The organism is Candidatus Poriferisodalis sp., assembly GCF_965215815.1.
GTDB lineage: Bacteria > Actinomycetota > Acidimicrobiia > Acidimicrobiales > Poriferisodalaceae > Poriferisodalis.
Window position 1 is genome coordinate 2,355,100 of the sequence record NZ_CBDCEO010000013.1, and the last position, 23,818, is coordinate 2,378,917.

Below are 23,818 nucleotides of genomic sequence, written 5' to 3' on the forward strand. Positions count from 1 at the left end.
AAGGGGAAACATGGGGAGGATGATCCAATGGCACGAGAGCTGTTGTCGCAGGACGAACTTGCAGGACTAGCGGCCGAGTTGGGGGACTGGGAAGTGTCGGGCAGCCGAATTGCGCCGCACGTTTCGCTTCGGAAGCTTCGTGGAGGCCTTCGGATTCATGACTTCCGCGGCCCTAGTGGCAGAGAAGATGAACCACCACCCCAATTGGTCGAACGTGTACAGCACGGTCGAGGTTGCGCTGAACACGCACGACCGCGGCGGCGTGACCGAATTGGATGCTGCACTTGCGCGCGCCATGGACGGTTTGGCGGGCGGCGCAAGCTGATCGCTGTTCGATGGCTCGCAGACGCCTGAAGCGGCGCAACAAGAGGGATCGATCCGCATCTCCGCAGATGGTGGAGGGAACGATCGAGTCGAAGCCGGGCGCGCGCCGCCTGCTGCATCAGCTCTTCGAAGCATGGGTGCGCCTGCGGCCGGCTCGGGTCACGCTCGGTGTGCGCGGACTCGTGGTCGACCCTAAGGGCCGGATCTGCTTGGTCCGGCACACCTACCGGGACGGCTGGTTCCTGCCAGGCGGCGGCGTGAAGCCACGCGAGACGCTTTCGGAGGCGGCAGCCAGAGAGCTGCGTGAGGAGACCGGCATTGTCGTTGCCGAGGCTCCCCGGAAGGTGCTCGGCGTGTACTCCTCGCGCCATGGGCGTCGCAGCGACCACATCGTCGTGTTCGTCGTCACCGATTGGCGGGTTGAAGAGTCCGTCTCGCCCGAGATAGCCGAGGTGGCCTTCTTCCCCCCCGGCGAGCTGCCGCCAGGCACGACGCCCGGCACCTCACGTCGAATCTCCGAGTGGATGACCGGAGTCCCACCCGGCCACCGCTGGTAGCCGCGAGCGACAAAGCGGGGCGTTACGGGCTGTGCCGCAGGCGCCCGCTCCATGCGTTCGCACTGCAAGAAACTTGGTAGGGATGTGCCTGTCACCAAGTAGACTCTGATCATGAACTCAGTGCGCGAGTATTTGGTGTCCTCGTCAGGTCAGATGTCGCTGCCTGCAGCGGCGCGCCATCGGTGGAGTCTCGACGACGGCGGCCCCGTGGATGTCCTCGATCTTGGATTCGGGGTGCTCACCGTGCCCGTCGGGCAAGGGCGTCGGCTCTTAGGTGACCTGTTGGGCCGCGAGGAGCATGCCGCCTTCGTCCGGACGCTCAGCGGCGATCCGGGCCTTGCCACGACATGAGCCGGATTGTCCTCGACGATCATCTCCTGCGTGATCTGCTCGCGGACGAGGTGGGCTCGGACCTCGCGCTAACGCTGGCGGAACACTCGCCTGCGACAACAAACCTCTACTTGGTGCGCCTGTGCCGGAGCGTCGTCGCAGCCTCCGGCGGCGCGCTCACCGGTTCATGGCCGCAGGCTGCCCGTGGCGCGCTCGGCCGTCGATTGGCGATGCTGGGTGACGATGTCGAGGTTGTGCCGATGCGCTTGCTCGCATTTCGCATGGCCGAGCTTGCCGATTCGTATCGCCTGTCCAGCCTTGGCGCCGAAGCAGTCGCTGCTGCGGAGCATCTCGGTGCACCCCTATATGTGTGGTCCGGTGACGACGGGCCACGAATCCGCGCAGCGATGGCGGGCATCGAAGCCGAGTACTGCCTACTCGATGCCTAGCTGAGGAGATGCCGGAGGAGCGTGGTCTCTACGAATACGTGTGCGGCCACCTCGAAGGCCAGAAGTTATACTGGCCAGTATGACTCACAAGGTCGGGCCGAAGGGCCAAGTCGTGATTCCGAAGGAAATCCGTGATCAGCTCGGCATCCGCCCGGGTGATCGTGTGAGTTTCTGGTGTGACGGCGACGCGGTGAGCGTCCGTCGCGTCGACGACATTCGCTCGTTAGCAGGTTGCCTGCCGTCGGATCCCGACTTGGCCGTGGAGCTGCTGGCAGAACGGCGAGCTGACCGAGAACGCGAAGACGCCCGTGAGGCCGCGTTTGGAGCGCTGCTTGCCGACGACCAACCAGCCGGTCGCACTGCCTGATGGCCGTCGTTCTCGATACGTGGCCGGTGATGCATTTTCTGCAGGGCCGGGATCCGATCAGGACCATGACGACTGAATTGCTGGAGCGCAGCGATGCCGTGATGTCGTGGATCAATCTCGGCGAGGTTTTCTACTCGGTGCGTCGCCGGTGGGGCGCAGAGGCAGCCGACAGCGTGTTGCAACGGCTCTCGGCAAATGTGACAGCCGATATTCCAACGCCGACACGGGTCATCGAAGCGGCGACGCTCAAGTCCGAATACGCAATGTCGTACGCAGACGCGTTCGCGGCCGCCACCGCGATCGCTCACGATGCCGAACTTTGGACCGGCGATCCTGAATTGCTCCGACCCGACGCGCCCTGGCGCTGGCGCGACCTTCGCGCCGAGCGATGACGCACTCAGACGGGCACCGCAGATGATCAGAGGCGGGGGGTGCGGGGTGGGTGACCCATGAGGATGCGGCCGTAGCCCTCTAGCGCCGGGTCGAGCGCGGTGATCGCGTGCATGTTGATGGCCTGCAGATCGGCTTGGAAACGGCCGATTCGGTTGGTGTCGCGAACACCGCGGCCGCCGGTTGCCAAGTAGAGGGTTTCGACGGCCTCCAGGCAGCGACGCACGGCATAAGCGCAGTCGAGCCGCACGCGTGCTCGCAGCGCGAGTTCCATGAACTCTCCGTCTCGTGCGGTGTCCATGATCAGCTCTGCGGTTCGCCGCAGGAGCAGCTCGCCCTGGTCGATCAGCGCATGGGATTCGGCGAACTGTCGATGCGTCAGCGGCCAATCGGTCTGCAGCACGTCGACGTGGCTGATGACCTTGCCGTCCACTTCCTCGGCGAATGCAGCCAGCGACGCCCGGGCGGCACCGATCGCGACGGGCGTGAGGGCGTACGCCAAGGTCGGCATGAGCGCACTGCGCTGGATCCAGCCGCTGTTGCGGGCCATGCCGGGTGTGTCGCCTGAAGCCAGCACTTCGCCGGGGGCGAATCGGTGCTCGGGCACGTATACGTCCTTGGCCACGATGCTGCTGCTGCCCGTGGCTCGCAGGCCGTTGGCGTGCCAGTCATCGAGGAAGGAGACCTCGTCGGCGGGCAGGACGAACATGCCCGAAATCGGCTCGCCGCCGTTTGGCGACGGGATGTGACCGCCGAGGACGATCCAGCCGGCGTGGTCGATACCCGACCCGAACGGCCAGAAGCCGTTGAGCGTCCAGCCTCCGTCGACCGGGACTGTGTCGCCCCGATCGGTCAGCACTCCGGCGACGTAGGTGTCAGGACCGCCGGCGTAGATCTCTTCCTGGCAGGCATCGGGCCAGTGCCCCGCCAGCCAAGCGTGAGCGTTGCCGACGCATGCCAGCCAGGCGGTCGACGGGCAGCCCTCGGCCAGCACCGCGTGAACTTCGAGATAGGTGATCCAGTCGAGTTCCTGACCGCCGTTGGCGCTCGGCTGTCCGATCGTGAGCAACTCGGCGGCCCGCAACTCGTCGATGGCGTCGGCGGCGATCTGGCGGGCCCAGGGATCGGCCGCCGCTCGGGCGGCCAGCTTCGGGGCGATCTGGCGTGCCCGCTCGACGAGTTCGGTACGGCGAGCGGCCTGGTCAGTCATGGTCCCCCTTATCGCCGTGTGCGGGCGGACCGATCCGCAGGAAGGCTCACCCCGCCCCGGAAGTCTCGTCGAGGCCGCTCGCAAGCGCATTCCAGCCCAGCGTCGCGCACTTGATTCTCACCGGGAACTTCACCACGCCCCGCAGCGCTTCCAGATCGCCGAGCCGGAGCGCTCCGCCGTTGGACCCAGCGGCATCCCCCAAATGCGCTTCGGATCCGTCTCCGCCGATGGTTTCTTCGTGGATGGACATCATGGCCTTGAAGGCACGGGTGAGATAGCGGATCTCGCTCGCGGACTTGCCGATGACCGCCGAGGACATCATCGAAGCCGATGCCTGGCTGATCGAGCAGCCCTGGCCGCCGACCCGCAAGTCGGTCACGGTGTCGCCGTCCATCTCGAAGGTCAACACGACCTCGTCGCCGCACAGCGGGTTGAAGCCCTCGCTGCGATGCGCCGGCGGGCTTTCCAGTTCGCCGCGGTTGCGCGGGTTCCGGTAGTGGTCGAGGATGATCTCTCGGTACAGGTCTTCGAGCCCAGCCATCGGGTTTCGTTCCGCCTCAGTCCTGGTGCCTCTAGCGGCCGAACAAGGTGCCGACGTCGTCGAGCGCCTCTGCCAGCGAATCTACGTCGGAAGTGTCGTTGTACACGTACAGCGATGCCCGCGTCGTGGCGGTGACGCCGAGGCATCGCATGAGCGGCTTGGCGCAGTGGTGTCCCGCCCGCACGCACACGCCGCTTTGGTCGAGCACCTGGGAGATGTCGTGGGGGTGCACATCGCGGTACACGAACGACAGCACGCCGCCGCGCTGCGCGGGCTCCGAGGGACCGTGCACGGTGATGTCGTCGCCATGGCGGTCGGTGAGCGTGCGCAGCGCGTAGCCGGTGAGGCTGACTTCGTGGGCGCGCACGGCGTCCATTCCGAGGCCTTCCAGGTACCGCACGGCGGCCCCGAGGCCCACGATCTCCGCGATGGGCGGGGTACCAGCCTCGAACTTGTGGGGCACCGTGTTGGGCCGGAAGCCCTCCTTGGTGACGTCAAGGATCATCTCGCCCCCGCCCAGAAACGGCGGCATCGCCTCGAGCAGCTCGGAACGGGCCCACAGCACGCCCACACCGGTCGGCCCGCACATCTTGTGGCCGGTGAACACCATGAAATCGGCGCCCAGCGCGCCCACATCAGTGGGCAGGTGCGGCACGTACTGGCTCGCGTCCACGCTGATCAGCGCACCTGCGTCGTGGGCTGCGGCCGCGAGTCGGGGGATGGGGTTCAGCGTGCCCAACACGTTGCTCATCGCCGTGACCGACAGCAATTTCGCCCCGTCGAGCAAACGGTCCAGGTCGGTCAGGTCCAGGTAGCCGTCAGCGGTGATCGGAATCCAGCGGATCTCGAACCCCCGCTCGGCCGCCAGGATGTGCCAGGGCACGATGTTGGCGTGGTGCTCCATCTCGGTGAGCACAATCGCATCGGCAGGGCCAAGGTTGGAGCCACCCCATGATCGGGCAACCAGGTTCATCGCCTCGGTGGCGTTCTTGGTGAAGATGATCTCGTCGGCACTGGGCGCCGAAATGAAGCGAGCGACATCCGCTCGGGCACTTTCCATCTGCTCGGTGGCCGCCGCGGCGATCTCGTACGCGCCGCGATGGACGTTGGCGTTGATGGTGCGGTAGTAGTTGTCCATGGCGTCGAGCACGACTGCTGGTTTCTGCGACGACGCCGCAGAGTCCAGGTAGACGATCGGATGGCCGTGGACGCTGCGTTCGAGCAGCGGGAATTGCGCTTTGACCGTCGCATCGATGGGGCCGTCGATCGCGACGTCGCCCCCGGTGCTCACGCCGCGGCCTTCTGCTCGAAGGGTTCGTAGCCGTCGCGTTCGAGTTCGGCGGCCAGTTCGGGACCGCCCGAGGCCACGATCCGCCCGTCGACCAGCACATGCACATGGTCGGGTTCGATCTCGTCGAGCAGGCGCTCGTAGTGGGTGATGAGCACGACGCCCATGTGCGATCGCTCGGCGCGAACTTGCTGCAGGCCCGTTGCCACTACTCGCAGTGCGTCGATGTCGAGCCCCGAATCGGTCTCGTCCAGAATGGCCAATTCAGGCTCGAGCAGGGCCAGCTGCAGGATCTCGTTGCGCTTGCGCTCGCCACCGCTGAACCCTTCGTTGAGGTAGCGGTCCATGAACGACTCATCCATGCCAAGCCGTGACATCCATTCGCCCATCGCGACGTAGATCTCGATGGCCGACACGTCCTCGCCACGCCGTGCTGAGACTGCTTGGCGCAGGAAGTTGCGCACCGACACGCCAGGGATGTGCTGGGGGTACTGGAAGGCCAGGAACAGCCCGGCCTTGGAGCGGGCGTCGGGATCCCATTCGGAGATGTCGTCGCCTCGGAAGCGGATCTCCCCGCCGGTCACCTCGAATTCGGGCGATCCCAGGATCGTCGTTGCCAGCGTCGATTTGCCCGACCCGTTGGGGCCCATGATGGCGTGGCACTCGCCCGCGTTGACCGTCAGATCCACGCTCTGGAGGATCTGCGGTCCCTCAACAGCTCGGACACCCAAGCCATCGATCTCGAAGAGGGGTGCGCCCGAGGCAGCGTCCGGCGCTAGGCCGCCCAGTGTCATGCGGCTCAGTGTATGGCTGGCCCCAAATGCCCCAACCGGGGCTCAGGTCGTAGACCCGCAGCCCTCAGTCCCAGAGGCTGTCGACCACGTCGAGCCAGAGCTGGGTGGTCAGCGCCAGCGATTCGACGTCGATGCGCTCGTCGTTGCCGTGGAAGCGGGCGCCGTAGTCGCCGCCGTCCAGTTCGGGGCTGAACAGTCCGGCCCCGTAGGCCACAGCGCCCATGTCCCGGTACACGCGGGAGTCGGTGAACCCGATGATGAGCTGCGGGGTGAGCCGAGCCGTCGGGAAACGCCGACCCACCGCCACTTGCAGCGCGTCCCACAGCGGCGTCTCGACGCGGCTGACCGAGGCAGGGTCGTTCATGATGATCTCGACCTCGACATCGCCGGCCAGATCGCCGAGCGCCTCATTCAGGTGCGCCTGCACTTCCGCTGTGCCCTCGCCGGGCAGCGTGCGCACATCCACCTCGATGTCGACGTGGTCCGGGATCACGTTGGTCTTCATTGTGTTGGGCGCACCGATGACGTTCGGCGAGAACGAGGTGTGGGTGCACGAGTACAGGTGCGCTGCCACCGAAGCGCTGGGATGGGCGTCGAGCCAGTCCTCGATGAGTGCCTCGTCCAGCATGATCGCCTTGGTCTCGTCGTCGACACCGAGCGTGTCGACCTGTTCCCGCCATAGTTCGTGGAACCTCGGCGGCGGGCGGTACTGCGAGATCCGGTGCACCACTGCGGCTGCCCTGACGAGGGCGTTTTCCTGCCGGAACGGTCGTGAGCCGTGCCCGGGTACGCCCCGAACCCGCAAGCGTCGCCAGGCCACGCCCTTCTCACCCACGTTCATGCCGATGAACGGAGCTTCGGCCGAGCCCGAGTGCAAACCGCCGTTCTCGGTCAGCACGTAGTCGGCACTGATCGCGTCCCAGTGGTTCTCGGCCATCCAGCGAGCGCCGTAGGCCGAGCCGGCCTCCTCGTCGGCGCAGGCGAAGTAGATGAGGTCGCCCTTGGGCCGGTAGCCCGTCTCGGCCATATGCCGGAAGGCCACCGCCATCGAGGACGTGAGGTTCAGCATGTCCACCGCGCCGCGGCCCCACACCTCGCCATCGATGAGTTCCCCGCCGAAGGGATCACGGCTCCAGCCGTCGGGATTGACCGGCACCACGTCGGTGTGGCCCATCAGGCACAGGGTGGGCGCGTTTGGATCGCTGCCTTCGATGCGGGTGGCGAGCGACCGCCGGCCCGGAGCCGCATCGAATACCTCAAGATCCAGGCCAGCGCCTTCCAGGTAGGCCTGAATGGTGTCGGAGTTGCGAACCTCGCCCCCCGAGGTTGCTGTGCCGTAATTGACGCACTCATTGCGGATCAGTGTCTGCAGCAGCTCGACGGTCTGGCCGGTGCGACGGTTCTCATCGCTTCTCCCGGCAGCGAATGACTGGCTCATGGGCTGCAACTTAGGCGGCAGCTGTGGTCGAATGAGCCGATGGACACGAGCTCTGGGGACGAGGCGGGCATCTGCGGGCTGACCGCGACGCAGATGGCGGCGATGCTGGCGAACGGCGAGATCTCGGCGCGAGAGCTCCTTGCGGCACACCTTGAACGCATCGCCCAGGTCAATCCCGCCGTCAACGCCATCGTGACGTTCACACCGGAGCTCGCGGCCGAACGGGCGGCTGCCGCCGACGAGGCGCACGCCCGCGGCGAGTCGCTCGGGTTGCTGCATGGGCTGCCGGTGGCGCACAAGGACTTGGCGCTCACAGCTGGTGTCCGCACCACGATGGGCTCACCGTTGTTCGCCGACTTCGTCCCCGATATCGATGCGCTGGTGGTGGAACGTCAGCGGGAGGCCGGCGCGGTGATGGTCGGCAAGACCAATACGCCCGAGTTCGGTGCTGGCTCGCAAACGTTCAATCCGGTGTTCGGCATCACACGCAACCCCTATGACCTCGCAAAGACGTGCGGCGGTTCCAGCGGGGGAGCAGCGGTGTCGCTGGCCACCCGGATGCTGCCGCTGTGCGACGGGTCGGATCTCGGCGGCTCGCTGCGCAACCCTGCCGCGTTCTGCAACATCGTGGGCTTCCGGCCGTCCCCAGGACGGGTGCCTTCAACCACCTCGCAGGACGCGTGGTTCCCATTGGCGGTCGAAGGCCCGATGGCCCGGACCGTGGCCGACGTGGCGTTCTTCCTGCGAGCGCTGGCGGGCCCCGATGACCGCTCGCCGGTGTCGAACCAGGAGTCGCCGGAGGTCTTCGCAGGTTCGCTGGAGCGAGACCTCCGCGGCGTGCGGGTGGCGTGGTCACCCGATGCTGGTGGGCTGCCGATCGATCCTGCGGTTCGAGCCGCTACGGCGAACGTGCCTGATGTGCTCGCCGACTTGGGCTGCGAAGTTGTCGAGGCCTGGCCCGATCTGTCGGATGCCCCGCACATCTTTCAGGCCCGTCGTGCCTGGACGTTCGCCGTCGGTCACGGGCCACTGCTCGAACGGCACCGCGACCAGCTCAAGGACACTTTGGTATGGAACATCGAACGAGGCCTGTCGATGTCAACTGCCGAATACGCAGATGCATGCCGCCGCCACACCCAGCTGTTCGCCAGCGTCGATGCGTTCATGTCACCTGATGGCGGCGGCTTTGCATACCTGGCGTGCCCCACCACTCAGGTGCCCCCGTTCGATGTCGAGATCGAGTACCCCACCGAAATCGACGGTGTCGAATTCGAGACCTACATCGACTGGATGCGCTCGTGCAGCGACATCACCGTCACGACCCATCCCGCCATCTCGGTGCCCGCTGGCTTCACCACCGATGGCCTGCCCGTCGGTCTGCAGCTCGTCGGCCGCCATCGCGCCGACCGCTCGGTGCTCGAATTGGCCCACGCTTGGGAGTCCGCCACCCGCCACATTGACGTGCTCCCGTCACTGACCTGAGCATCCTGAACCCCCGAAAGTCTCCGTCTGCCCGGCAGGCGGCTCGGTAGCCTGCCGCCCGTGTCCGAGGCGATGTCTGAGGGGTCAGCAACGGCGATTGAGGCTCATGGACTCGTCCGCGACTTCGGTTCGGTGAGGGCGGTCGACGGTGTAGATCTGCAGGTCCGCCAAGGTGAGATCTTCGGTTTCTTGGGACCGAACGGTGCTGGCAAGAGCACGATCGTGCGCATGCTGTGCACGCTGCTGCGCCCGACGGCGGGCACCGCCAGGGTTGCCGGCTACGACGTGGCGAAGAATCCCGGTGAGGTGCGCATCCGCATCGGCGTCGCCATGCAAGACGCAGCGCTCGACGAGAAACAGACCGGCCGCGAGATCCTTGACCTGCAAGCCCGGCTCTACGGGCTACGCCCCACTGACCGGGCCGCATCCATTGAGCGCGCCATCGACCTCGCCGACATCGGCGACGCCATCGATGCCCGTATCTCCACCTACAGCGGCGGCATGAAACGGCGGCTGGACCTAGCGGCGTCGCTGATCCATGCCCCTGAAGTGCTCTTCTTGGACGAGCCCACGACAGGCCTCGACCCGGTGAGCCGAACCCAGGTATGGGACGAGGTGCGTCGCCTCAATGACGAGCTGGGCGTGACGGTCTTCCTGACGACGCAATACCTGGAAGAAGCCGATGTGCTGGCCGATCGGGTGGCGATCCTGGCCGATGGGCGCATCGTGCAACAGGGCACGCCCACCGAGTTGAAGCGGGCCGTGGGCGCCGACGTGATCGTGGTGGATCTCGAGCCCGAAGACATCGCTCGCGCGGCGGAGGCAGCGAAAGCCGTGCCTCAGGCCGACGATGTGACTGCGGGTCGCCATGGCATCACCATTGCGACTTCGGATGGCGCGGGGCTCGTCGGTGCCGTCGCGGTGGCGCTGGCCGGTGCCGATGTGCATCCAACAGCGTTCACCGTACGGACGCCCTCGCTTGACGACGTGTTCCTGCAGGCGACCGGCTACCGCATGGCCGCAGCCGAAGAGGCTGCGGCGGAGAGCACAGTCGCAGCCGAAGAGGCTGCGGCGGAGAGCACAGTCGCAGCCGAAGAGGCTGCGCCAGACCAGGCCGATTCGGTCGCCCCAGGCACACACCCCGACGGCGTGCACGCCGCAGCGGGAGGCGGGTGATGACTGAAGCCGCTGTCGCCCCAGGGGGAGGCCTGACTCACGGTGTCGGCTTCCTGACCGACATAGCGACGATCGCCAGGCGGGCTGTCCGAAGCGTGTTGCGTGAACCCGAGTACCTGATCCCGACGCTGATCATCCCCGTCTTCTTCTTTGTCGTGAATACCGGCGCCTTGGAGTCGTTCGTGGAGGGACAGGCGCCCTCGGGGAGCAATGTCGGCCTCGACTACCGGGCGTTCCAGCTTCCGGTCGCGATCATCTTTGCTGTCACGGGCATTTCTCGGGCGAGCGTGCTCGTGATCGACATTCAGTCCGGCTATCTCGACCGGATGCTCGTAACGCCGATCCGCCGGTCCACGCTGCTGTTCGGGCTGATGGTGGCTGACATCGTGATGGCGCTCGGACTGGCCCTGTTCGTGGTCGCGATGGGCCTCGCCTTCGGTGTGTGGTTCGAGACCGGCTTCTTGGGGTTCTTGGTCTTCTTGCTGCTCGCAATTGCTTGGAGCATTGCGTACAGCGGCATCCCCTACACGGTTGCGCTGCGAACCGGGAATCCGGCCGCGGTGAACTCGTCGTTCTTGATCTTCTTCCCGTTCGCGTTCCTGACGCCGTCGTTCCTGCCTCGAGAGCTGATGTCAGGCTGGCTCCGCACGGTGGCGGCGTGGAACCCGGTCACCTATCTCATGGAGGCGATGCGAGCGATCCTGTTCGAGGGCTGGGACGGGCTCATGATCCTCAAGGGAGCCGCCTCAATCGTGGGGCTCGCCATCGTGACCTTCTACATAGCGTTCAGGTCGCTCGGTCGCAGGGTTGCGACGGGTTAGACACAGCCGCCGGGTGGCGACCGGTGAGACCCAGCGGCTTACCAGCCTCGGTCGATCCACTCCTGCAGATGCGGTGACTCGTTGCCGATCGTGGTGTCGAAGCCGTGACCGGGTAGCACCATCGTGTCGCCCCCGAACGCCGAGAACATCCGGTCCTCGATGCTGCGGATGATCTGATCGAAGTCGCCGCCGAATCCCGTTGCGCCGGGTCCGCCCGGGAAGAGCGTGTCGCCCGTGAAGAGCAGCGGCGTGCCTTCGACATGGAAGCTCATGGAACCCGCCGTGTGGCCGGGATTGTGGATAGTGCGGATCCGCAGGCGACCCACCTCGATGACCGAGTCGTCCTCGAGAATGAAGTCGTAGCTCGGCAGCATCGATGAGTCTTCAGAAGTAATGCCGACCTCGATGCCCGCATCGCGAATGGCCGGGACCGCCTGTATGTGATCCCAATGACCGTGCGTCTCGACAACCTTGGTCACGCCAAGCGCCTGGCACACCTCGAGCAGACGCTCGTGCTCGTTCGCGGCGTCGATGAGCATCGCCTCGCCGGTCTCGGTGCAGCGAATGGTGAAGACGTTGTTGTCGAAGTCGTCGGGGAAGCCACTGGGCAAGTCACCCTCGATGGGGCGCACGACGTGCTTGTGGACTTCGATGCCGGTGGCGGACCAATGCAGAGCCATGCGTGCATCCTAAGAGGCAGCGCGAAAAGGTGTGCTCTCGGCTCAGGCAGCGTCGACCCGCACGGCGACCCGGTGCCAGCCCTCAGCGCCGTCGGGCCGCACATCCTTCGGTCCCTCGGGCTGCGTCATGCCGGTGCCGTCGATGGCCCGAACCTGCAGGGAGTGCGTGCCTGCGGTGGGCGTCCAGGCACGGTGCCACTGCACCCAGCTCTCGTCACCCAGCGCTTCGCCCACCTCGCATTGCTGCCACGCGCCGTCGTCGATACGCACCTCGACTGCGCTGATGCCTCGAGTCGGCGCCCAGGCGATGCCTGCAATGGCGGTCGGATTTCCGGCAACGGGCCGGTCGCCGTTGCCAGGCACGTCGATGCGGCTCTGCGTCTTCATGGGCCCCCGCTTGGACCATCCCCGTGGTACCCAGTAGCCGTCGAAGGCGTCCCAGGTGGTGAGGTTGATCTCCTCGATCCACTTCACCGCTGACACGTAGCCATACAGTCCCGCCACCACCAGGCGCGCGGGGAAGCCGTGAGCGGTGGGCAACGGCTCGCCGTTCATGCCGACGGCCAGCACTGCGTTGCGGCCGTCGCGCAGGAGCCCTGTCGGGAATCCAGCGGTCCAGTCGTCTACCGAGCGACCGACAACCTGGTCAGCGCCGTCTTGCACCCCTGCCCGGTCGAGCAGGTCCACCAGCGGCACACCAGTCCAGATGGCGTTGCCGACGAGACGGCCGCCGACACGATTCGACACGCACGACAGCGTGATGACGTGTTCGGACAGGTCCATCGCCAAGATCTCGTCGAAGGTCAGCTCGTAGGGGTTGTCGACCATGCCGGTAAAGCGGAGCTTCCAGTTGGCCGGATCGACCTGCGGCACCGTCAGCGCCGTGTCGATCCGGTAGAAGTCGTCATTGGGCGTCAGGTAACGGGAAATGCCGGCGACCTCGTCGAGCGTGTCCAGCGCGGCCACCTCGGCTGCTGCTGATCGGCGGGCCGCAGTCGTGGCGGTGGTCTGCGCTGCGGTTGGGGCACCTGCGGAGGCTGAGGTGGTGGGGGGCGCGGACGGATTCAGGTTGACGTTGGCCCGGGCGGTCTCCGCCGCCGAGGGGCCGCGTACGCGCCGTCCCAGCGCCACAAGGCCCACAGCCGCCACGCCGGCGCCGCCGACGCCGAGCAGGAAGGCCCGTCGGCTGGCATCGGGAGCTATTTCCGGAGTCCCTTCAGCAGCAGGTTCGAGGGGTGGTTGATCGTCGCTGAGTGCGGGGCTGCGGGCTGGTGCAAGTCGCAACAGCATTCTCAGCGTGACGTAGCCGAGCGCTGCTGCGATAACAGCAACGATCCACGAGCCGACGAACGGGCTCATCGGGTTGCGGGCTGCGGTCCACCCGCCGATGACACCGAACGCAGCGAAGCCTGCGATCGGCACCCAGCGTCGGCGTGACGCCATGGCACAGGCACCCAGCAGGCCGCCGATGATCAGCGACACGCCGACGATGCCGATTGCCAGCACCGCCTTGTCCTTCTCTCCGAACAACTCGATGCTCAGCTTCACGGCCCAGTCGGGCGAGTAGTCGACCAATGCCTCGCCGACGGCGACCACCAGCGACGGGATCGTGTCGACCAGTCCGTCGATCAGTTCACCGAAAGCCAGCGCCACGGCGGCGCCCGCAATGCCGGCCAGCAAACCGGCACCGGCACCTGGCCGCCCGATAAGCCGGCCTACCGCGCTGCCATTCGATGCGGCCGACGCGACCGGGTCCGTTGCCGGCGAGTCCGCGTCTGGGGTCTGGCTGGACCCGTCGCTCATTGCTGCACCGCCTTGTTGGCCGCATTGCCCGAACTGTGACGAATGCGCTGTCGTTGTTGAGTCATGTTCGCTTTCGGATCAGCATTGCGATCCGCCTCGTGCTTGCGCATAGCGTCCGTCACGAAAGCTAACGCCCGGCTCGCACTGCAGGTTCCACGCCGTCTGCGTGAGTCGCACTGAGCCGTTCCTGTGTCGGGGTGATAGAACTTCGCCTGACTATTGCGCTGGTGATCAGATTGCACTGGCTTCACCCGGCCCGGAGGCGCGTCCGTGAACTTCGCATTCACCGAGGAGCAGGAAGAGCTCCGCAACTTTGTCCGCTCGTTCCTTGAGGAGAAGTCCCCGGAGACCGCCGTACGCGAGCTGATGGAGACCGACGACGGCTACGACGCTGCCGTTTGGTCGCAGATGGCCACTCAGCTCGGCTTGCAGGCGCTGATCATCCCCGAGGAATACGGCGGGCAGGGTGCCAGCTACGTGGAGCTGGGCATCGTGCTGGAAGAGATGGGTCGCAGCCTGCTGTGCTCGCCCTATTTCTCCACCGTGGTGCTGGCCGGCAACGCCATCCTGCACTCAGGCAACGAGAAGGCCAAGGAAAAACTGCTCGCGGGCATTGCTTCCGGCGAGATCATCGCCACGCTGGCCCTGGCAGAGGCCAGTGGTCGCTGGGACGCCGACGGCGTAGAAGTCGAGGCCACCGACACGGGCGACTCGGCGACCATCACGGGCGAGAAGATGTTCGTGACTGACGGCGGAACAGCGAACCTGTTCGTCGTGGCCGCCCGCTGCAATGGCGGCATTCACCTGTTCACCGTCGAGGGCGACGCGGCTGGCCTCAGCCGGGAGAATCTCGCCACGATGGACCAGACGCGCAAGCAGGCCCGGATCTCCTTCAACAACACGCCTGCCACGCACCTGTGCGACACCGACAACTTCGCCTACATCGACAGAGTGCTCGACCTGGCCGCTGTGGCCCTCGCGAACGAGCAAGTGGGCGGTGCGCAATTCGTGCTCGACATGGCGGTGCAGTACGCGAAGGACCGCGTGCAGTTCGGTCGTCCGATCGGCTCGTTCCAGGCCATCAAGCACAAGTGCGCCGACATGCTGCTCGAGGTGGAGTCGGCCAAGTCGGCTGCGTACTACGCCGCGTGGTGCGCCGCAGAGATGAACGACGAGCTGCCATCGGTGGCATCGCTGGCCAAGGCGTACTGCTCAGAGGCCTACTTCCATTGCGCCGCGGAGAACATCCAGATCCACGGCGGCATCGGCTTCACGTGGGAGCACCCTGCGCACCTCTACTTCAAGCGTGCCAAGAGCTCCGAGCTGATCTTCGGCGATCCCGCGTACCACCGGGAGCAGCTGGCGCAGCGCATCGGCCTGTAGACCAGACAACGCAGAACGCAGTGCGGCCGGTGCGCCGCATGACACCTTTGAGGCCGAGGAGGCATCGGTGATCGCCATGGTCATCGTCATCTCGTTGGTGATCGGCTTTGTCGTCGCCGCAGGGGTCATCGGCACACAGGCTCAGCGCCTTGGCCGCCAGCGACGCGAGCCGGTGTGGCGTCTGGCTGAGGCAGCGGAGTTCGTCGCTGATCTGCTGCCGTTCGACATCGCTGCTGCGCTGGACGCTGACGAGCTCGAAGCGCTGCTTCGGCAGCATCTCAACCAACTGCAGTTCGGACCCGCTGAGTCGGCTGGCGTAGCGGCAGGCGACACCGACGGGGCGCCCAGCGATACCAGCACGACGATCACCGAGGATCGTTCGTCTGCGGCCGACCTGTACCGCTCCGCACGTCGCGAAGGTCTCGAAGTGACGCTCGAACAGGTCTACGCCGTCGTGGACGCGCACCTGGAATACCTGCGCCGGATCGGCGCACTCGCCGCCGTTTCCCCCAACGGCCGCTGAGGCCCTGGCCGAATCTCTCCCGTTCGGGCCTCGTTGGCCACGGCTCGGGTGAGGGGAGCGACCGTTGGACGGCAGAATATGAACATGGACATCCCGAGGGAGCTCGCCGGTTGTCGATTCGTCGGCGACAAGCGCAACCAGATCGTCTACGACATGGAAGTGGCAACCGTCGATCCCGCCGTCGCCGAGCAGCTGGCTGCGGCCGTCGCCGACATCGTGACGGCGCAGTCCTACGCCACTTTCGGACCCGACGAGCTGCCTGAAGCGCGCAACCGCGGCTATCGGCTGTCGCGGCTCTGTCGCTAGGAATCGCCGATGCTCCCCCCTACGGCGCTGCCCTCGCGCCGCCCCGGTCGAAACGCAGCGCGGTGAGCACCACCGTCACCGAGATCACCATCAAGGGCAGCCCGCATCTTGCGGCGCTGATGGTTCGGCCGACACGCTCGACGGGAAGTGGACCGGCGGTGGTGCTGTGCCATGGATTCCCCTCCAAGCAGCGACCTGGTGTTCCGAATCGCACGTACCAGCTCTTCGCGGAGCGCATTGCCGAAGCGCAGGGCTGGACGGTGCTCGCAGTCAGCTTGCGAGGCTGCGGTGAATCCGACGGCGACTTTTCCCTCCTCGGCTGGATCGACGACGTCGGGCGCTCGATCGAGCACGTCTTGGAAGACGGCTGCCGCGGTGTGTGGATCGTGGGCTCCACGACCGGTGGCTCGCTGGCCATCCTTGCTGGCGCACGCGACCCCCGAGTGCGCGGCGTGGCAGCCATGGCGCCCAGGGCTGATTTCGACGACTGGGCAGGCGACCCCAAGGCCTTCTTGGCGCACTGCCGCAATGTCGGTGTCATCAGATCCGAGAACTTCCCGCGCTCGCCAAGCGCGTGGAACCGTGAGCTGAAGCAGAACAGGGCGCTGGACGCCGTGCAGCGGCTCACCGACCGGCCGCTGTTGATCCTGCACGGCACCAACGACCGCCAAGTGCCCTATGAGGAAGCTCGCCACCTCGCGTCGCTGCACCCCGGTGCTGAGCTGCGCCTCATCGCGGGGGCAGATCATCGCATCCGCCATGACCCCCGAGCCGTCGCCATCCTGCTGGGCTGGCTGGAACACCAGGCCGCCGCCCAGTACACCTAGAACGCTGCGCCCTGCTGGGCGGTGCGCCGACGCGATCTGTAGGGCCGTGTGGACTCTTGCGGGACTGCCCTCAGCTAGATCGCGACGGCTCGGCTCTCGGCTGAAGCTGGTGCATTCAACACGGCCGGGCCGTCCGGCGACGGTGTGAAGTCGATGTCGTCGGCGCCAATCTTGGCCGCCACAATGCGAACGCCTGCTACTGACTCCGCGTCGGCCTTGGCCGACGAGAGCGCCGCTTCCAGCGATTCCGCCTCACGCGCGAAGTCGAGTCTGTAGTGGCCGATGAGGGCGTCGTCACAGCCTGCCTCGTAGAGCGCATCGAAACAGGCGTCGTCCAAGAGGTCGACGGTGCGGTCAGTCTCTAGCTCGAAGTAGTGGACGCTGCGCCTGTCCATCACGATCTCCTCGCGGGGTCTGATGCCTTGCACTCGCAGCGCAAGAGACTCTTTCTGAGCCTACTTGCCTGGTTCTCGGGTACCCGAGGCGATCCGGCGATGCCCGTCGTGCAGTCTGGATTTCGGACGGGGCAGTAGGCCGTACCTCATCTGTGCGCTGAGCGGCCCGTCGCGAGCACGATGCTCCACCCTGCTCGCCCATCTCGGCCGATCTGCACCGCCGATGGCGTCAGATGTCATTGTCGATCGGCTTGGACTCGATCGGGGTCCAGAGGCGATCGATGGGCAGTGCGATCAGGCGGCCGGTGTCGTCCAAACGTGCGCAGTAGGGACCGGTATGGAAGATGACGCCGGCTCGGAAACGGTCGCCCACCATCGACCGCAGGTTCGTGAGTCCGCGACGGTCGGCCGGCCGCAGCCGGCTGCCTGCCTTGATATCGATGCCCACGACGGCGCCGTCGTAGCCGCTTTCGAGCACCAAGTCGACTTCGGTGCCATCGCGGGTTCGCCAGTGGCCGACGCTCGGGCGATGCTCCAGCCATGACGCCTGCTTGAACACTTCTCCCACCACGAACGTCTCAACGAGGTGACCGAACTGTTGTAGTGCGGCCGGGTCGAGACGCCCCAGCTTCTCTGGGGGAAGGCGCAACAGCCGCGCCGCGACGCCCGAATCAACCATGTGCGCTTTGGGCCGCGCCGAGCTGACGGCTCGCTGTGTCCGACCCCATGCGGGGAGCAGCCTGACGAGGAAGCTGGCTTCGAAGAGCCTGATGTAGTCGGCTGCCGTGGAGGCTGCGAGCCCGACGTCGTCCCCGGCGCGGGACATGTTGAGCACCTGCGCGGTCTGGGCTGCGACGCGCGAGAGCAACGGCACGAGCGCGCCGGGCTGACGCACTCGGCCCGGTTCGAACAGGTCGCGTTCAAGGCACAGAGCGAGGAAGTCGTCGAACCAGCGGTCGCGCGCGGCGCCCGAGCGAACCAGCGCCAGAGGAAGGCCGCCTTGGGAGATGCGCTGGGCGTAGTCGTCTCGCGTCGTCGTGGACGCAACAGCGCTCACAACGGAGGCTGGATCCCCGAACAGCATCTCGATCAAGGACTCGTGTTTGGCGTCGATCTCGCCTTGGCTGAACGGATGTAGCTCGATACGGTGCAGACGTCCGGTGAGCGATTGCGACACGAGTGGCAGCGCAGCGAACCGTGTGGATCCGGCGATCACGAAGCGGCCTGACGAGCCATCGCGATTCAACTCGGACTTGATGGCGTCGAGCAACTCAGGCACATGCTGGTATTCGTCCACGAACACCGGACCGGGTCCGGAGACAAATAGAGCGGGATCGTCGGAGGCAGCCTCGCGTATGGCCGGATCGTCGAGATCAACCACCCGGGCGCGGTGATGTTCGGCGAGTGCGCGCAGCAGCGTCGATTTGCCGACTGTGCGCGGCCCCTGCAGCAGCAGCACCGGGTTCTCGCCCATTCGCTGCTGTGCGATGTCCTCGATGCGTCGCTCAATCAGTGTCGTCACGTAGGCTCCAACGCCAGTCCCAGCAACACTACCGTGAAATTGCAGGCATCTCTACCGTGAAAACATAGGCATTCCTACCGTGATTTTGAGGCAGTTCCCGCCGTGATCCTCGACTGATCGCTGATCGCTGATCTCTGACCGGTCCGGGTCAGACTGGATCAGCGGGGTGGCGGGCAATCATCATGTTCGCCACCGCGCGCACCACCGTGGTGCCGTCCTGGTTGACGAGTTCGTGGGTCATCTTGATGATGCCGCGGTCGGGCTTGGAGCGGCTCGGGCGAACCTCCAGAATCTCGACCACGAGGGTGAGAGGGTCGCCTGGATACACCGGTGCCAGCCAGCGCAGTTCGTCGAGACCAGGCGAACCCATGCTCGATGGCCCCAACAGGTATTCACCCAGCATCCTCATCATGATCGAGCCGGTATGCCATCCCGATGCGATGATCCGGCCATAGACGGTGTTGCGAGCGGCCTCAGGATCGATGTGGAAGGGCTGCGGGTCGAACTTGCGGCCGAATTCGATGATCTCGGCCTCGTCGATGGTCGTCGTACCGAACGTGAAGCGCTCACCGGCCTCGTAGTCGTCGAACCATCGCTGCGGGCAGGGAATGTCGCTGGGCATCGAGACAGTCTGCACGCGCCGCGCCCGCAGCGTCGGGGATCGTGGGCGCCGGCCGGCTCAGTGCGTTGCCGAGGACCAAGGGTCGGCGCTGTCGGTAGCCAGGCCGTAGCGCTTGATGGCCTCGGCGGCCGCAGTCGCGTCGATCTCGCCCAGCTCGGCAAGGCGCCACAGCACCGCCACCGTGATGTGCTCGGCGGTCACCTCGAAGTGCTCACGCAGTCGGCTGCGGGTGTCGCTGCGGCCGAAGCCGTCGGTGCCCAGCGAGGTGTAGTCGCGGCCGATCCAGCGAGAGACCTGATCGGGCACGGTGCGCATGAAGTCAGTCACGGCGATGACCGGCCCGGTGCCGTCGGCCAGCTGCCGGGTGACGAACGGCACCTGCTGGGGATCGTCGGGATGGAGGGTGTTCCACCGCTCGCACGACAGCGCCTCCTCGCGCAGCGCCTTGTACGAGGTGGCGCTCCACGAGTCGACGCCGACATCGTGCTCCGCCGCCAGCAGATCCGCCGCCGCACGCGCAGCGCCTTGCGCCGAACCCGAGAACAGGATCGTGCCGGCGTGGGCGCGTCCCGTCGGCGCAGGGGCAAAGCGGTACATGCCGGCCAGCAGATCTGTCAGTTCAAGATCGTCCGGCTCAGGCGGCTGGATGTAGTTCTCGTTGTAGATCGTCAGGTAGTAGAAGATGTCCTCGCCCACCCCGTACATTCGCCGGATCCCGTCGCGCACGATCGCCGCGAGCTCGTAGGCGAACGCCGGGTCGTAGGCCTGGCACGGCGGCACGACCGAGGCCAGCAGCGGCGAGTGGCCGTCCTGGTGCTGCAGGCCCTCGCCCATCAGCGTGGTGCGTCCGGCCGTGGCCCCCATGAGGAAACCGCGACCCCTCATGTCGGCCAGCGCCCAGATCATGTCGCCCACACGCTGGAAGCCGAACATCGAATAGAAGGTGTAAAAGGGCACCATCGCCACGCCGCGGACGGCATAGGAGGTGGCGGCGGCGGTGAAGCTGGCCAGCGCACCCGCCTCGGTGATGCCCTCCTCGAGGATCTGGCCGTCGATGTGCTCGGTATAGGACAGCAGCAGGTCGTGGTCGACGGGCTCGTACAACTGGCCCTGGCTGGCGTAGATGCCGAGCTCGCGGAACAACGAGTCCATGCCGAACGTGCGGGCCTCGTCGGGAATGATCGGCACCACACGCTCGCCGAAGCCCGGCTCTCGCGTCATCGCCCGCAGCATCCGGGTGAAGGCCATGGTGGTCGACACCGCCATCTTGCCCGAGCCCGCCGAGAACTCCTCGAACGGCTTCGAGCTCGGCATCGGCAGTGCCTTGCGGGACCAGTTGCCGATGCGCTTGGGCAACGGGCCGCCCAGAGCCTTGCGACGGGCTACCAAGTATTCGTGTTCGGCGCTACCGGGCAGGGGGCGGCAATAGGGCGGATCGTCAGGGTCGAACTCGGCGTCGACCTCGTCGTGGAGCCGCAAGCGCTCCCGGATGGTCATGAGCTGGGTCCGGGTCAGCTTCTTGATCTGATGGGTGGCGTTGCGTGCTTCGAGGTCAGGTCCCAGCGACCAGCCCTTCACGGTCTTGGTCAAGATGACGGTCGGGCTGCCCTCGTGCTCCACGGCCGCCTGGTAGGCCGCGTACAGCTTCTTGTAGTCGTGACCGCCTCGGGGCAGGGTTTGCAGCTCCTCGTCAGAGAGGTGTTGGACCATCTCTCGCAACCGGGGATCGGGCCCGAAGAACCGCTCGCGGATGTAGGCCCCGCTTTCCACCGAGTAACGCTGATACTCGCCGTCGATGGTCTCGTTCATCTTGTTGAGCAGGACGCCGTCTCGGTCCCGGGCAAGCAGATCGTCCCAGCGGCCGCCCCAGATCACCTTGATGACGTTCCAGCCCGAGCCCCGGAAGTTGGCCTCGAGTTCCTGGATGATCTTCCCATTGCCGCGCACGGGCCCGTCGAGCCGCTGCAGGTTGCAATTCACGACGAAGACGAGGTTGTCGAGCCGCTCTCGGGCTGCCAGGTGCAACGCACCGAGCGTCTCGGGCTCGTCGGTCTCGCCGTCGCCCACGAAACACCACACCTTCGACTCGGACGTGTCGTCGATACGACGGTTGTGCAGGTAGCGGTTGAAGCGGGCGTGGTAGACCGCCATGATCGGCCCGAGTCCCATCGAGACTGTCGGGAACTCCCAGAAGTCGGGCATGAGACGCGGATGGGGGTACGACGACAGTCCGGTGCGGCCGATCTCGCGCCGGAAGTGCTCGAGGTCAGTGTCGTCAAGACGGCCTTCGAGATAGGCCCGGGCGTAGATGCCAGGTGCGGCATGGCCCTGGATGTAGATGTGGTCGCCGGGCTCGCCGTCGTCCTTGCCTTGCCAGAAGTGGTTGAAGCCCACGTCATAGAGCGCCGCGGAGCTTGCAAAGGTGGACAGGTGGCCGCCGATGCCGTCGGCCCACGAGTTGGCATGGGTCACCATGGCGACGGCATTCCAGCGGATGAAGGCTCGCAGGCGCTTCTCGATCCCATCGTCGCCGGGAAACCACGGCTCGTCTTCGGGGGCGATGGTGTTGATGTAGGGGGTCGAGACAGTCGCAGGGAAGTCGACCTGCATTTCGCGGGCCTTGGACATCAGACGCCGGATCAGGAAGCGCGCCCGGTTCTTGCCCCGTTCCTCGACGACTGCAGCGAAGGACTGCAGCCAGTCGTCGGTCTCGTCGGGATCGATGTCGGGGATCTGCTCATGCAGCCCGTCAAAGAGCATGGGATCTAGTGTCGCACTTGGATGAGTCCTCAGCCGAACGCCCAAGCCCGGGAAGTCTTCACCGACGGGTCGTGCCTGGGAAACCCGGGACCGGGCGGCTGGGCGTACGTGGTTGACAGCGGGCCGTGGGCGTGCGGCCACGAACCCAAGACAACGAACCAGCGGATGGAGGTCACTGCTGCGGCTCAGGCCGTCGAAGCGCTGGACGGGCCGTTGCGCATCATGAGCGACTCCACCTACGTGGTGAAGTGCTTCAACGACGAATGGTGGAAGGGCTGGCACCGGCGCAATTGGCTGAACACAGCGCGCAAGCCGGTGGCCAACCGGGACCTGTGGGAGCCGTTCATCGATGCCGTGCTGGAGCGGGGCGATGTCGAGTTTGCTTGGGTGAAGGGTCACGCCGGCCAGCGGTTGAATTCCGCCGCCGATGCCTTGGCCGTGCACGCTGCGAGCGCTTGTGCTGGGCTCCGGGGCAAGCGATTCGACGATGACGTGCTCGATCAGCTCACTGACGGGCGGTCAGGGTCGCACGGCTCCCCGAAGGGCACCGTCAGCACCGACGAGCCGACGTCGGGGAACCGGGAAATCGCCGGTCACGTCGTGGCCGTGCTGGGTCACCGGCCGCCGGAGCTCGGCGGGTACAGCGAGAACCCGGTGTCACGCAAGGTGCTCCGGCAGCTGAGCGACGTATTCGCTGCCAAGCGCCAGATGCATCCCGATCTCGTGGTCGCGACGGGCCTCGGGCTTGGTGCCGAGACGCTGGGTGCCGAGGCTGCGCTGACGGCTGATGTGCCATATGCCGTGGTGCTCGCATTCGAGGGCGTCGAACGACGGTGGCCGGGGCCGTCGCGTCAACGCTTCGCCGAGCTCCGCCAGCAAGCAGCTCAGGAATTCGTGCTCGGCGCCAAGGCGCCAGTCGACGGAGAGGCGTTCGGCAAGGCGATGCGGCGGCGGGACACGTGGTTCATGCACAACTGCGACGAAGCGATCCTCGTTCGCCGAACTGACGACCGCACGCTGGCGGACCTGCTCCGGCGCCTGGAAGAAGCGCTCGGCGGGGATGTGTGGGTGATCGAGCCCGACTAGCTGCTGCTGGCCATCCGCGCTGGCTGCTCAGGCGGCGTTGTCAGTGTCTGTGTCGGGGGTCGCGGGGGGCGGCGTCTCGAAGATGGCTGCCAGCCGCTCGAGCGTGGCTTCCATGAACGGCACGTTCTTCTTGTCATAACCCGTGAGTTCCATGACACGCGGCCAGCGTGCCGTTCCCCACACGAACGTCTCGCGCACCAGCGTGCCGCCGTCGTCGGTGGGCTCGAGCTCGTAGCGCCAGCGATGTCCGTTCCAGTGCGCCCACGCGATCAACCGGTTCTCCTCGAATTCCAGGACCCGGTTCTTGGTGGGGTACGTGACGCCGAGATGCACTCGCATGCTGAAGGTGCTGCCGAGCGCCAGACGGGTATGCGAGCTGGTCATCCGCACGAGACTCCCCGAGCCATCGATCTCGCAATGGCGGCTCGGGTCCGACAGCACGTCGAAGATCTGTTCCGCGGAAGCGGCGATGAGCCGCTCAACGCTGACACTTTGCTTCTCGGCCATCGGTACGTCCGGTCTCAGGCCGGCGACAGCGCTTCGGTGACGATGTTGTCCGGTATCCCGCCGCTGCCGCGTTCAATGCTCCCGTCCGCACGGACGAGGACCCACCGCGGCTGTGAACTCACCCCGAATTGACCCCACAGCTCGCCGTCGGCGTTGGCAGCCTGCGGGATGTCCCCGAGGCCGTGCTTGGCGACGAAGCCCTTGTAGGCCTCCTGTGAGTCACCACCGGGGATGCCA

The 23,818-nt window shown here is 66.1% G+C and carries 25 protein-coding genes and 1 pseudogene; 14 read left to right on the forward strand and 12 right to left on the reverse strand.

All coding sequences use genetic code 11. The features are described from left to right. Window positions 1-118: 118 nt before the first annotated feature. The 6 genes and pseudogenes from ACOOHB_RS20655 to ACOOHB_RS20680 all read left to right on the forward strand — a co-directional run. Window positions 119-325, forward strand: a pseudogene (locus tag ACOOHB_RS20655) (4a-hydroxytetrahydrobiopterin dehydratase); the annotation flags it as partial. Between the two features lie 67 nt (window positions 326-392). Next, the gene (locus tag ACOOHB_RS20660; protein WP_420446659.1) at window positions 393-881 is read left to right on the forward strand and encodes an NUDIX domain-containing protein; all 489 of its coding nucleotides are present in this window, start codon (window positions 393-395) and stop codon (window positions 879-881) included. A 111-nt stretch (window positions 882-992) separates the two neighbouring features. Continuing rightward, window positions 993-1,232 carry a hypothetical protein gene (locus ACOOHB_RS20665; protein WP_420446660.1) on the forward strand — a complete coding sequence of 80 codons (240 nt, stop codon included), beginning with the start codon at window positions 993-995 and terminating at the stop codon, window positions 1,230-1,232. Next, on the forward strand, window positions 1,229-1,660 hold the full coding sequence (locus tag ACOOHB_RS20670) for a hypothetical protein (RefSeq protein WP_420446661.1): 432 nt from the start codon (window positions 1,229-1,231) through the stop codon (window positions 1,658-1,660). Before ACOOHB_RS20665 ends, ACOOHB_RS20670 begins: the two co-directional genes overlap by 4 nt. Before the next feature lie 79 nt (window positions 1,661-1,739). Continuing rightward, complete coding sequence (locus tag ACOOHB_RS20675; protein WP_420446662.1) at window positions 1,740-2,027, forward strand: AbrB/MazE/SpoVT family DNA-binding domain-containing protein; 288 nt, start codon at window positions 1,740-1,742, stop codon at window positions 2,025-2,027. Then, window positions 2,027-2,419, forward strand: coding sequence for a PIN domain-containing protein (locus ACOOHB_RS20680; RefSeq protein ID WP_420446663.1), 393 nt, complete (start codon window positions 2,027-2,029; stop codon window positions 2,417-2,419). The genes ACOOHB_RS20675 and ACOOHB_RS20680 overlap by 1 nt, the downstream gene beginning before the upstream one ends. Window positions 2,420-2,445: 26 nt before the next feature. On the opposite strand, the gene ACOOHB_RS20685 is transcribed toward ACOOHB_RS20680, so the two are convergent. The 5 genes from ACOOHB_RS20685 to ACOOHB_RS20705 form a co-directional block, all read right to left on the reverse strand. Continuing rightward, entirely contained in the window at window positions 2,446-3,627 is a 1,182-nt protein-coding gene (locus ACOOHB_RS20685) for an acyl-CoA dehydrogenase family protein (protein WP_420446664.1), read from the reverse strand. Between the two features lie 46 nt (window positions 3,628-3,673). Then, on the reverse strand, window positions 3,674-4,168 hold the full coding sequence (sufU, locus tag ACOOHB_RS20690; protein ID WP_420446665.1) for a Fe-S cluster assembly sulfur transfer protein SufU: 495 nt from the start codon (window positions 4,166-4,168) through the stop codon (window positions 3,674-3,676). A 31-nt stretch (window positions 4,169-4,199) separates the two neighbouring features. Beyond that, a complete protein-coding gene (locus ACOOHB_RS20695) occupies window positions 4,200-5,459 on the reverse strand; it encodes a SufS family cysteine desulfurase (protein ID WP_420446666.1) in 1,260 nt (419 codons plus the stop codon). Next, window positions 5,456-6,250 carry a Fe-S cluster assembly ATPase SufC gene (gene sufC / locus ACOOHB_RS20700; RefSeq protein WP_420446667.1) on the reverse strand — a complete coding sequence of 265 codons (795 nt, stop codon included), beginning with the start codon at window positions 6,248-6,250 and terminating at the stop codon, window positions 5,456-5,458. Before sufC ends, ACOOHB_RS20695 begins: the two co-directional genes overlap by 4 nt. A 64-nt stretch (window positions 6,251-6,314) precedes the next feature. After that, window positions 6,315-7,688, reverse strand: a complete 1,374-nt coding sequence (locus ACOOHB_RS20705; protein ID WP_420446668.1) for a M20/M25/M40 family metallo-hydrolase — start codon at window positions 7,686-7,688, stop codon at window positions 6,315-6,317. A 39-nt stretch (window positions 7,689-7,727) separates the two neighbouring features. Here ACOOHB_RS20705 and ACOOHB_RS20710 point away from each other — a divergent pair, with 39 nt between their 5' ends. The 3 genes from ACOOHB_RS20710 to ACOOHB_RS20720 are packed head-to-tail and all read left to right on the forward strand — an operon-like array spanning window position 7,728 to window position 11,167. Next, window positions 7,728-9,170, forward strand: coding sequence for an amidase (locus ACOOHB_RS20710; RefSeq protein WP_420446669.1), 1,443 nt, complete (start codon window positions 7,728-7,730; stop codon window positions 9,168-9,170). A 60-nt stretch (window positions 9,171-9,230) separates the two neighbouring features. After that, on the forward strand, window positions 9,231-10,346 hold the full coding sequence (locus tag ACOOHB_RS20715; RefSeq protein ID WP_420446670.1) for an ATP-binding cassette domain-containing protein: 1,116 nt from the start codon (window positions 9,231-9,233) through the stop codon (window positions 10,344-10,346). After that, window positions 10,346-11,167, forward strand: a complete 822-nt coding sequence (locus ACOOHB_RS20720) for an ABC transporter permease (protein ID WP_420446671.1) — start codon at window positions 10,346-10,348, stop codon at window positions 11,165-11,167. Before ACOOHB_RS20715 ends, ACOOHB_RS20720 begins: the two co-directional genes overlap by 1 nt. Window positions 11,168-11,205: 38 nt before the next feature. Here ACOOHB_RS20720 and ACOOHB_RS20725 read toward each other — a convergent pair whose 3' ends face one another. Both ACOOHB_RS20725 and ACOOHB_RS20730 read right to left on the reverse strand, forming a co-directional pair. After that, the gene (locus ACOOHB_RS20725; protein ID WP_420446672.1) at window positions 11,206-11,847 is read right to left on the reverse strand and encodes an MBL fold metallo-hydrolase; all 642 of its coding nucleotides are present in this window, start codon (window positions 11,845-11,847) and stop codon (window positions 11,206-11,208) included. Window positions 11,848-11,889: 42 nt separating this feature from the next. Then, window positions 11,890-13,650, reverse strand: a complete 1,761-nt coding sequence (locus tag ACOOHB_RS20730; protein ID WP_420446673.1) for a molybdopterin-dependent oxidoreductase — start codon at window positions 13,648-13,650, stop codon at window positions 11,890-11,892. A 270-nt stretch (window positions 13,651-13,920) separates the two neighbouring features. Between ACOOHB_RS20730 and ACOOHB_RS20735 the strand changes: the two genes are divergently transcribed. From ACOOHB_RS20735 to ACOOHB_RS20750, 4 genes are all read left to right on the forward strand, one after another. Next, a complete protein-coding gene (locus ACOOHB_RS20735) occupies window positions 13,921-15,033 on the forward strand; it encodes an acyl-CoA dehydrogenase family protein (protein WP_420446674.1) in 1,113 nt (370 codons plus the stop codon). Between the two features lie 67 nt (window positions 15,034-15,100). Beyond that, a complete protein-coding gene (locus tag ACOOHB_RS20740) occupies window positions 15,101-15,556 on the forward strand; it encodes a hypothetical protein (protein ID WP_420446675.1) in 456 nt (151 codons plus the stop codon). A gap of 84 nt (window positions 15,557-15,640) precedes the next feature. Further along, window positions 15,641-15,862 (forward strand): hypothetical protein, encoded by a 222-nt coding sequence (locus tag ACOOHB_RS20745; RefSeq protein WP_420446676.1) that lies wholly within the window; start codon window positions 15,641-15,643, stop codon window positions 15,860-15,862. 62 nt (window positions 15,863-15,924) lie between these two features. Next, on the forward strand, window positions 15,925-16,689 hold the full coding sequence (locus ACOOHB_RS20750; RefSeq protein ID WP_420446677.1) for an alpha/beta hydrolase family protein: 765 nt from the start codon (window positions 15,925-15,927) through the stop codon (window positions 16,687-16,689). 74 nt (window positions 16,690-16,763) lie between these two features. On the opposite strand, the gene ACOOHB_RS20755 is transcribed toward ACOOHB_RS20750, so the two are convergent. The 4 genes from ACOOHB_RS20755 to aceE form a co-directional block, all read right to left on the reverse strand. Then, complete coding sequence (locus ACOOHB_RS20755) at window positions 16,764-17,084, reverse strand: hypothetical protein (protein WP_420446678.1); 321 nt, start codon at window positions 17,082-17,084, stop codon at window positions 16,764-16,766. 229 nt (window positions 17,085-17,313) lie between these two features. Next, the gene (locus tag ACOOHB_RS20760; RefSeq protein WP_420446679.1) at window positions 17,314-18,606 is read right to left on the reverse strand and encodes an ATP-binding protein; all 1,293 of its coding nucleotides are present in this window, start codon (window positions 18,604-18,606) and stop codon (window positions 17,314-17,316) included. A gap of 148 nt (window positions 18,607-18,754) precedes the next feature. Further along, window positions 18,755-19,228, reverse strand: a complete 474-nt coding sequence (locus tag ACOOHB_RS20765; RefSeq protein WP_420446680.1) for a MaoC family dehydratase — start codon at window positions 19,226-19,228, stop codon at window positions 18,755-18,757. A 57-nt stretch (window positions 19,229-19,285) separates the two neighbouring features. Beyond that, window positions 19,286-21,988, reverse strand: a complete 2,703-nt coding sequence (gene aceE, locus ACOOHB_RS20770) for a pyruvate dehydrogenase (acetyl-transferring), homodimeric type (RefSeq protein ID WP_420446681.1) — start codon at window positions 21,986-21,988, stop codon at window positions 19,286-19,288. A gap of 21 nt (window positions 21,989-22,009) precedes the next feature. Between aceE and ACOOHB_RS20775 the strand changes: the two genes are divergently transcribed. Beyond that, a complete protein-coding gene (locus ACOOHB_RS20775) occupies window positions 22,010-23,074 on the forward strand; it encodes an RNase H family protein (RefSeq protein WP_420446682.1) in 1,065 nt (354 codons plus the stop codon). 27 nt (window positions 23,075-23,101) lie between these two features. Here ACOOHB_RS20775 and ACOOHB_RS20780 read toward each other — a convergent pair whose 3' ends face one another. Then, complete coding sequence (locus tag ACOOHB_RS20780) at window positions 23,102-23,581, reverse strand: SRPBCC family protein (RefSeq protein ID WP_420446683.1); 480 nt, start codon at window positions 23,579-23,581, stop codon at window positions 23,102-23,104. Window positions 23,582-23,818: the final 237 nt, after the last annotated feature.

Bases quoted from the DNA above. Each gene is read 5' to 3' on its own strand.
- ACOOHB_RS20670 (WP_420446661.1), top strand. From the start codon at position 1,229: ATGAGCCGGATTGTCCTCGACGATCATCTCCTGCGTGATCTGCTCGCG.
- ACOOHB_RS20665 (WP_420446660.1), top strand. From the start codon at position 993: ATGAACTCAGTGCGCGAGTATTTGGTGTCCTCGTCAGGTCAGATGTCG.
- ACOOHB_RS20755 (WP_420446678.1), bottom strand. From the start codon at position 17,084: ATGGACAGGCGCAGCGTCCACTACTTCGAGCTAGAGACTGACCGCACC.
- ACOOHB_RS20730 (WP_420446673.1), bottom strand. From the start codon at position 13,650: ATGAGCGACGGGTCCAGCCAGACCCCAGACGCGGACTCGCCGGCAACG.
- ACOOHB_RS20725 (WP_420446672.1), bottom strand. From the start codon at position 11,847: ATGGCTCTGCATTGGTCCGCCACCGGCATCGAAGTCCACAAGCACGTC.
- sufC (WP_420446667.1), bottom strand. From the start codon at position 6,250: ATGACACTGGGCGGCCTAGCGCCGGACGCTGCCTCGGGCGCACCCCTC.
- ACOOHB_RS20675 (WP_420446662.1), top strand. From the start codon at position 1,740: ATGACTCACAAGGTCGGGCCGAAGGGCCAAGTCGTGATTCCGAAGGAA.
- ACOOHB_RS20765 (WP_420446680.1), bottom strand. From the start codon at position 19,228: ATGCCCAGCGACATTCCCTGCCCGCAGCGATGGTTCGACGACTACGAG.
- ACOOHB_RS20745 (WP_420446676.1), top strand. From the start codon at position 15,641: ATGGACATCCCGAGGGAGCTCGCCGGTTGTCGATTCGTCGGCGACAAG.
- ACOOHB_RS20705 (WP_420446668.1), bottom strand. From the start codon at position 7,688: ATGAGCCAGTCATTCGCTGCCGGGAGAAGCGATGAGAACCGTCGCACC.
- ACOOHB_RS20775 (WP_420446682.1), top strand. From the start codon at position 22,010: ATGAGTCCTCAGCCGAACGCCCAAGCCCGGGAAGTCTTCACCGACGGG.
- ACOOHB_RS20660 (WP_420446659.1), top strand. From the start codon at position 393: ATGGTGGAGGGAACGATCGAGTCGAAGCCGGGCGCGCGCCGCCTGCTG.
- sufU (WP_420446665.1), bottom strand. From the start codon at position 4,168: ATGGCTGGGCTCGAAGACCTGTACCGAGAGATCATCCTCGACCACTAC.
- ACOOHB_RS20720 (WP_420446671.1), top strand. From the start codon at position 10,346: ATGACTGAAGCCGCTGTCGCCCCAGGGGGAGGCCTGACTCACGGTGTC.
- ACOOHB_RS20685 (WP_420446664.1), bottom strand. From the start codon at position 3,627: ATGACTGACCAGGCCGCTCGCCGTACCGAACTCGTCGAGCGGGCACGC.
- ACOOHB_RS20680 (WP_420446663.1), top strand. From the start codon at position 2,027: ATGGCCGTCGTTCTCGATACGTGGCCGGTGATGCATTTTCTGCAGGGC.
- ACOOHB_RS20710 (WP_420446669.1), top strand. From the start codon at position 7,728: ATGGACACGAGCTCTGGGGACGAGGCGGGCATCTGCGGGCTGACCGCG.
- aceE (WP_420446681.1), bottom strand. From the start codon at position 21,988: ATGCTCTTTGACGGGCTGCATGAGCAGATCCCCGACATCGATCCCGAC.
- ACOOHB_RS20780 (WP_420446683.1), bottom strand. From the start codon at position 23,581: ATGGCCGAGAAGCAAAGTGTCAGCGTTGAGCGGCTCATCGCCGCTTCC.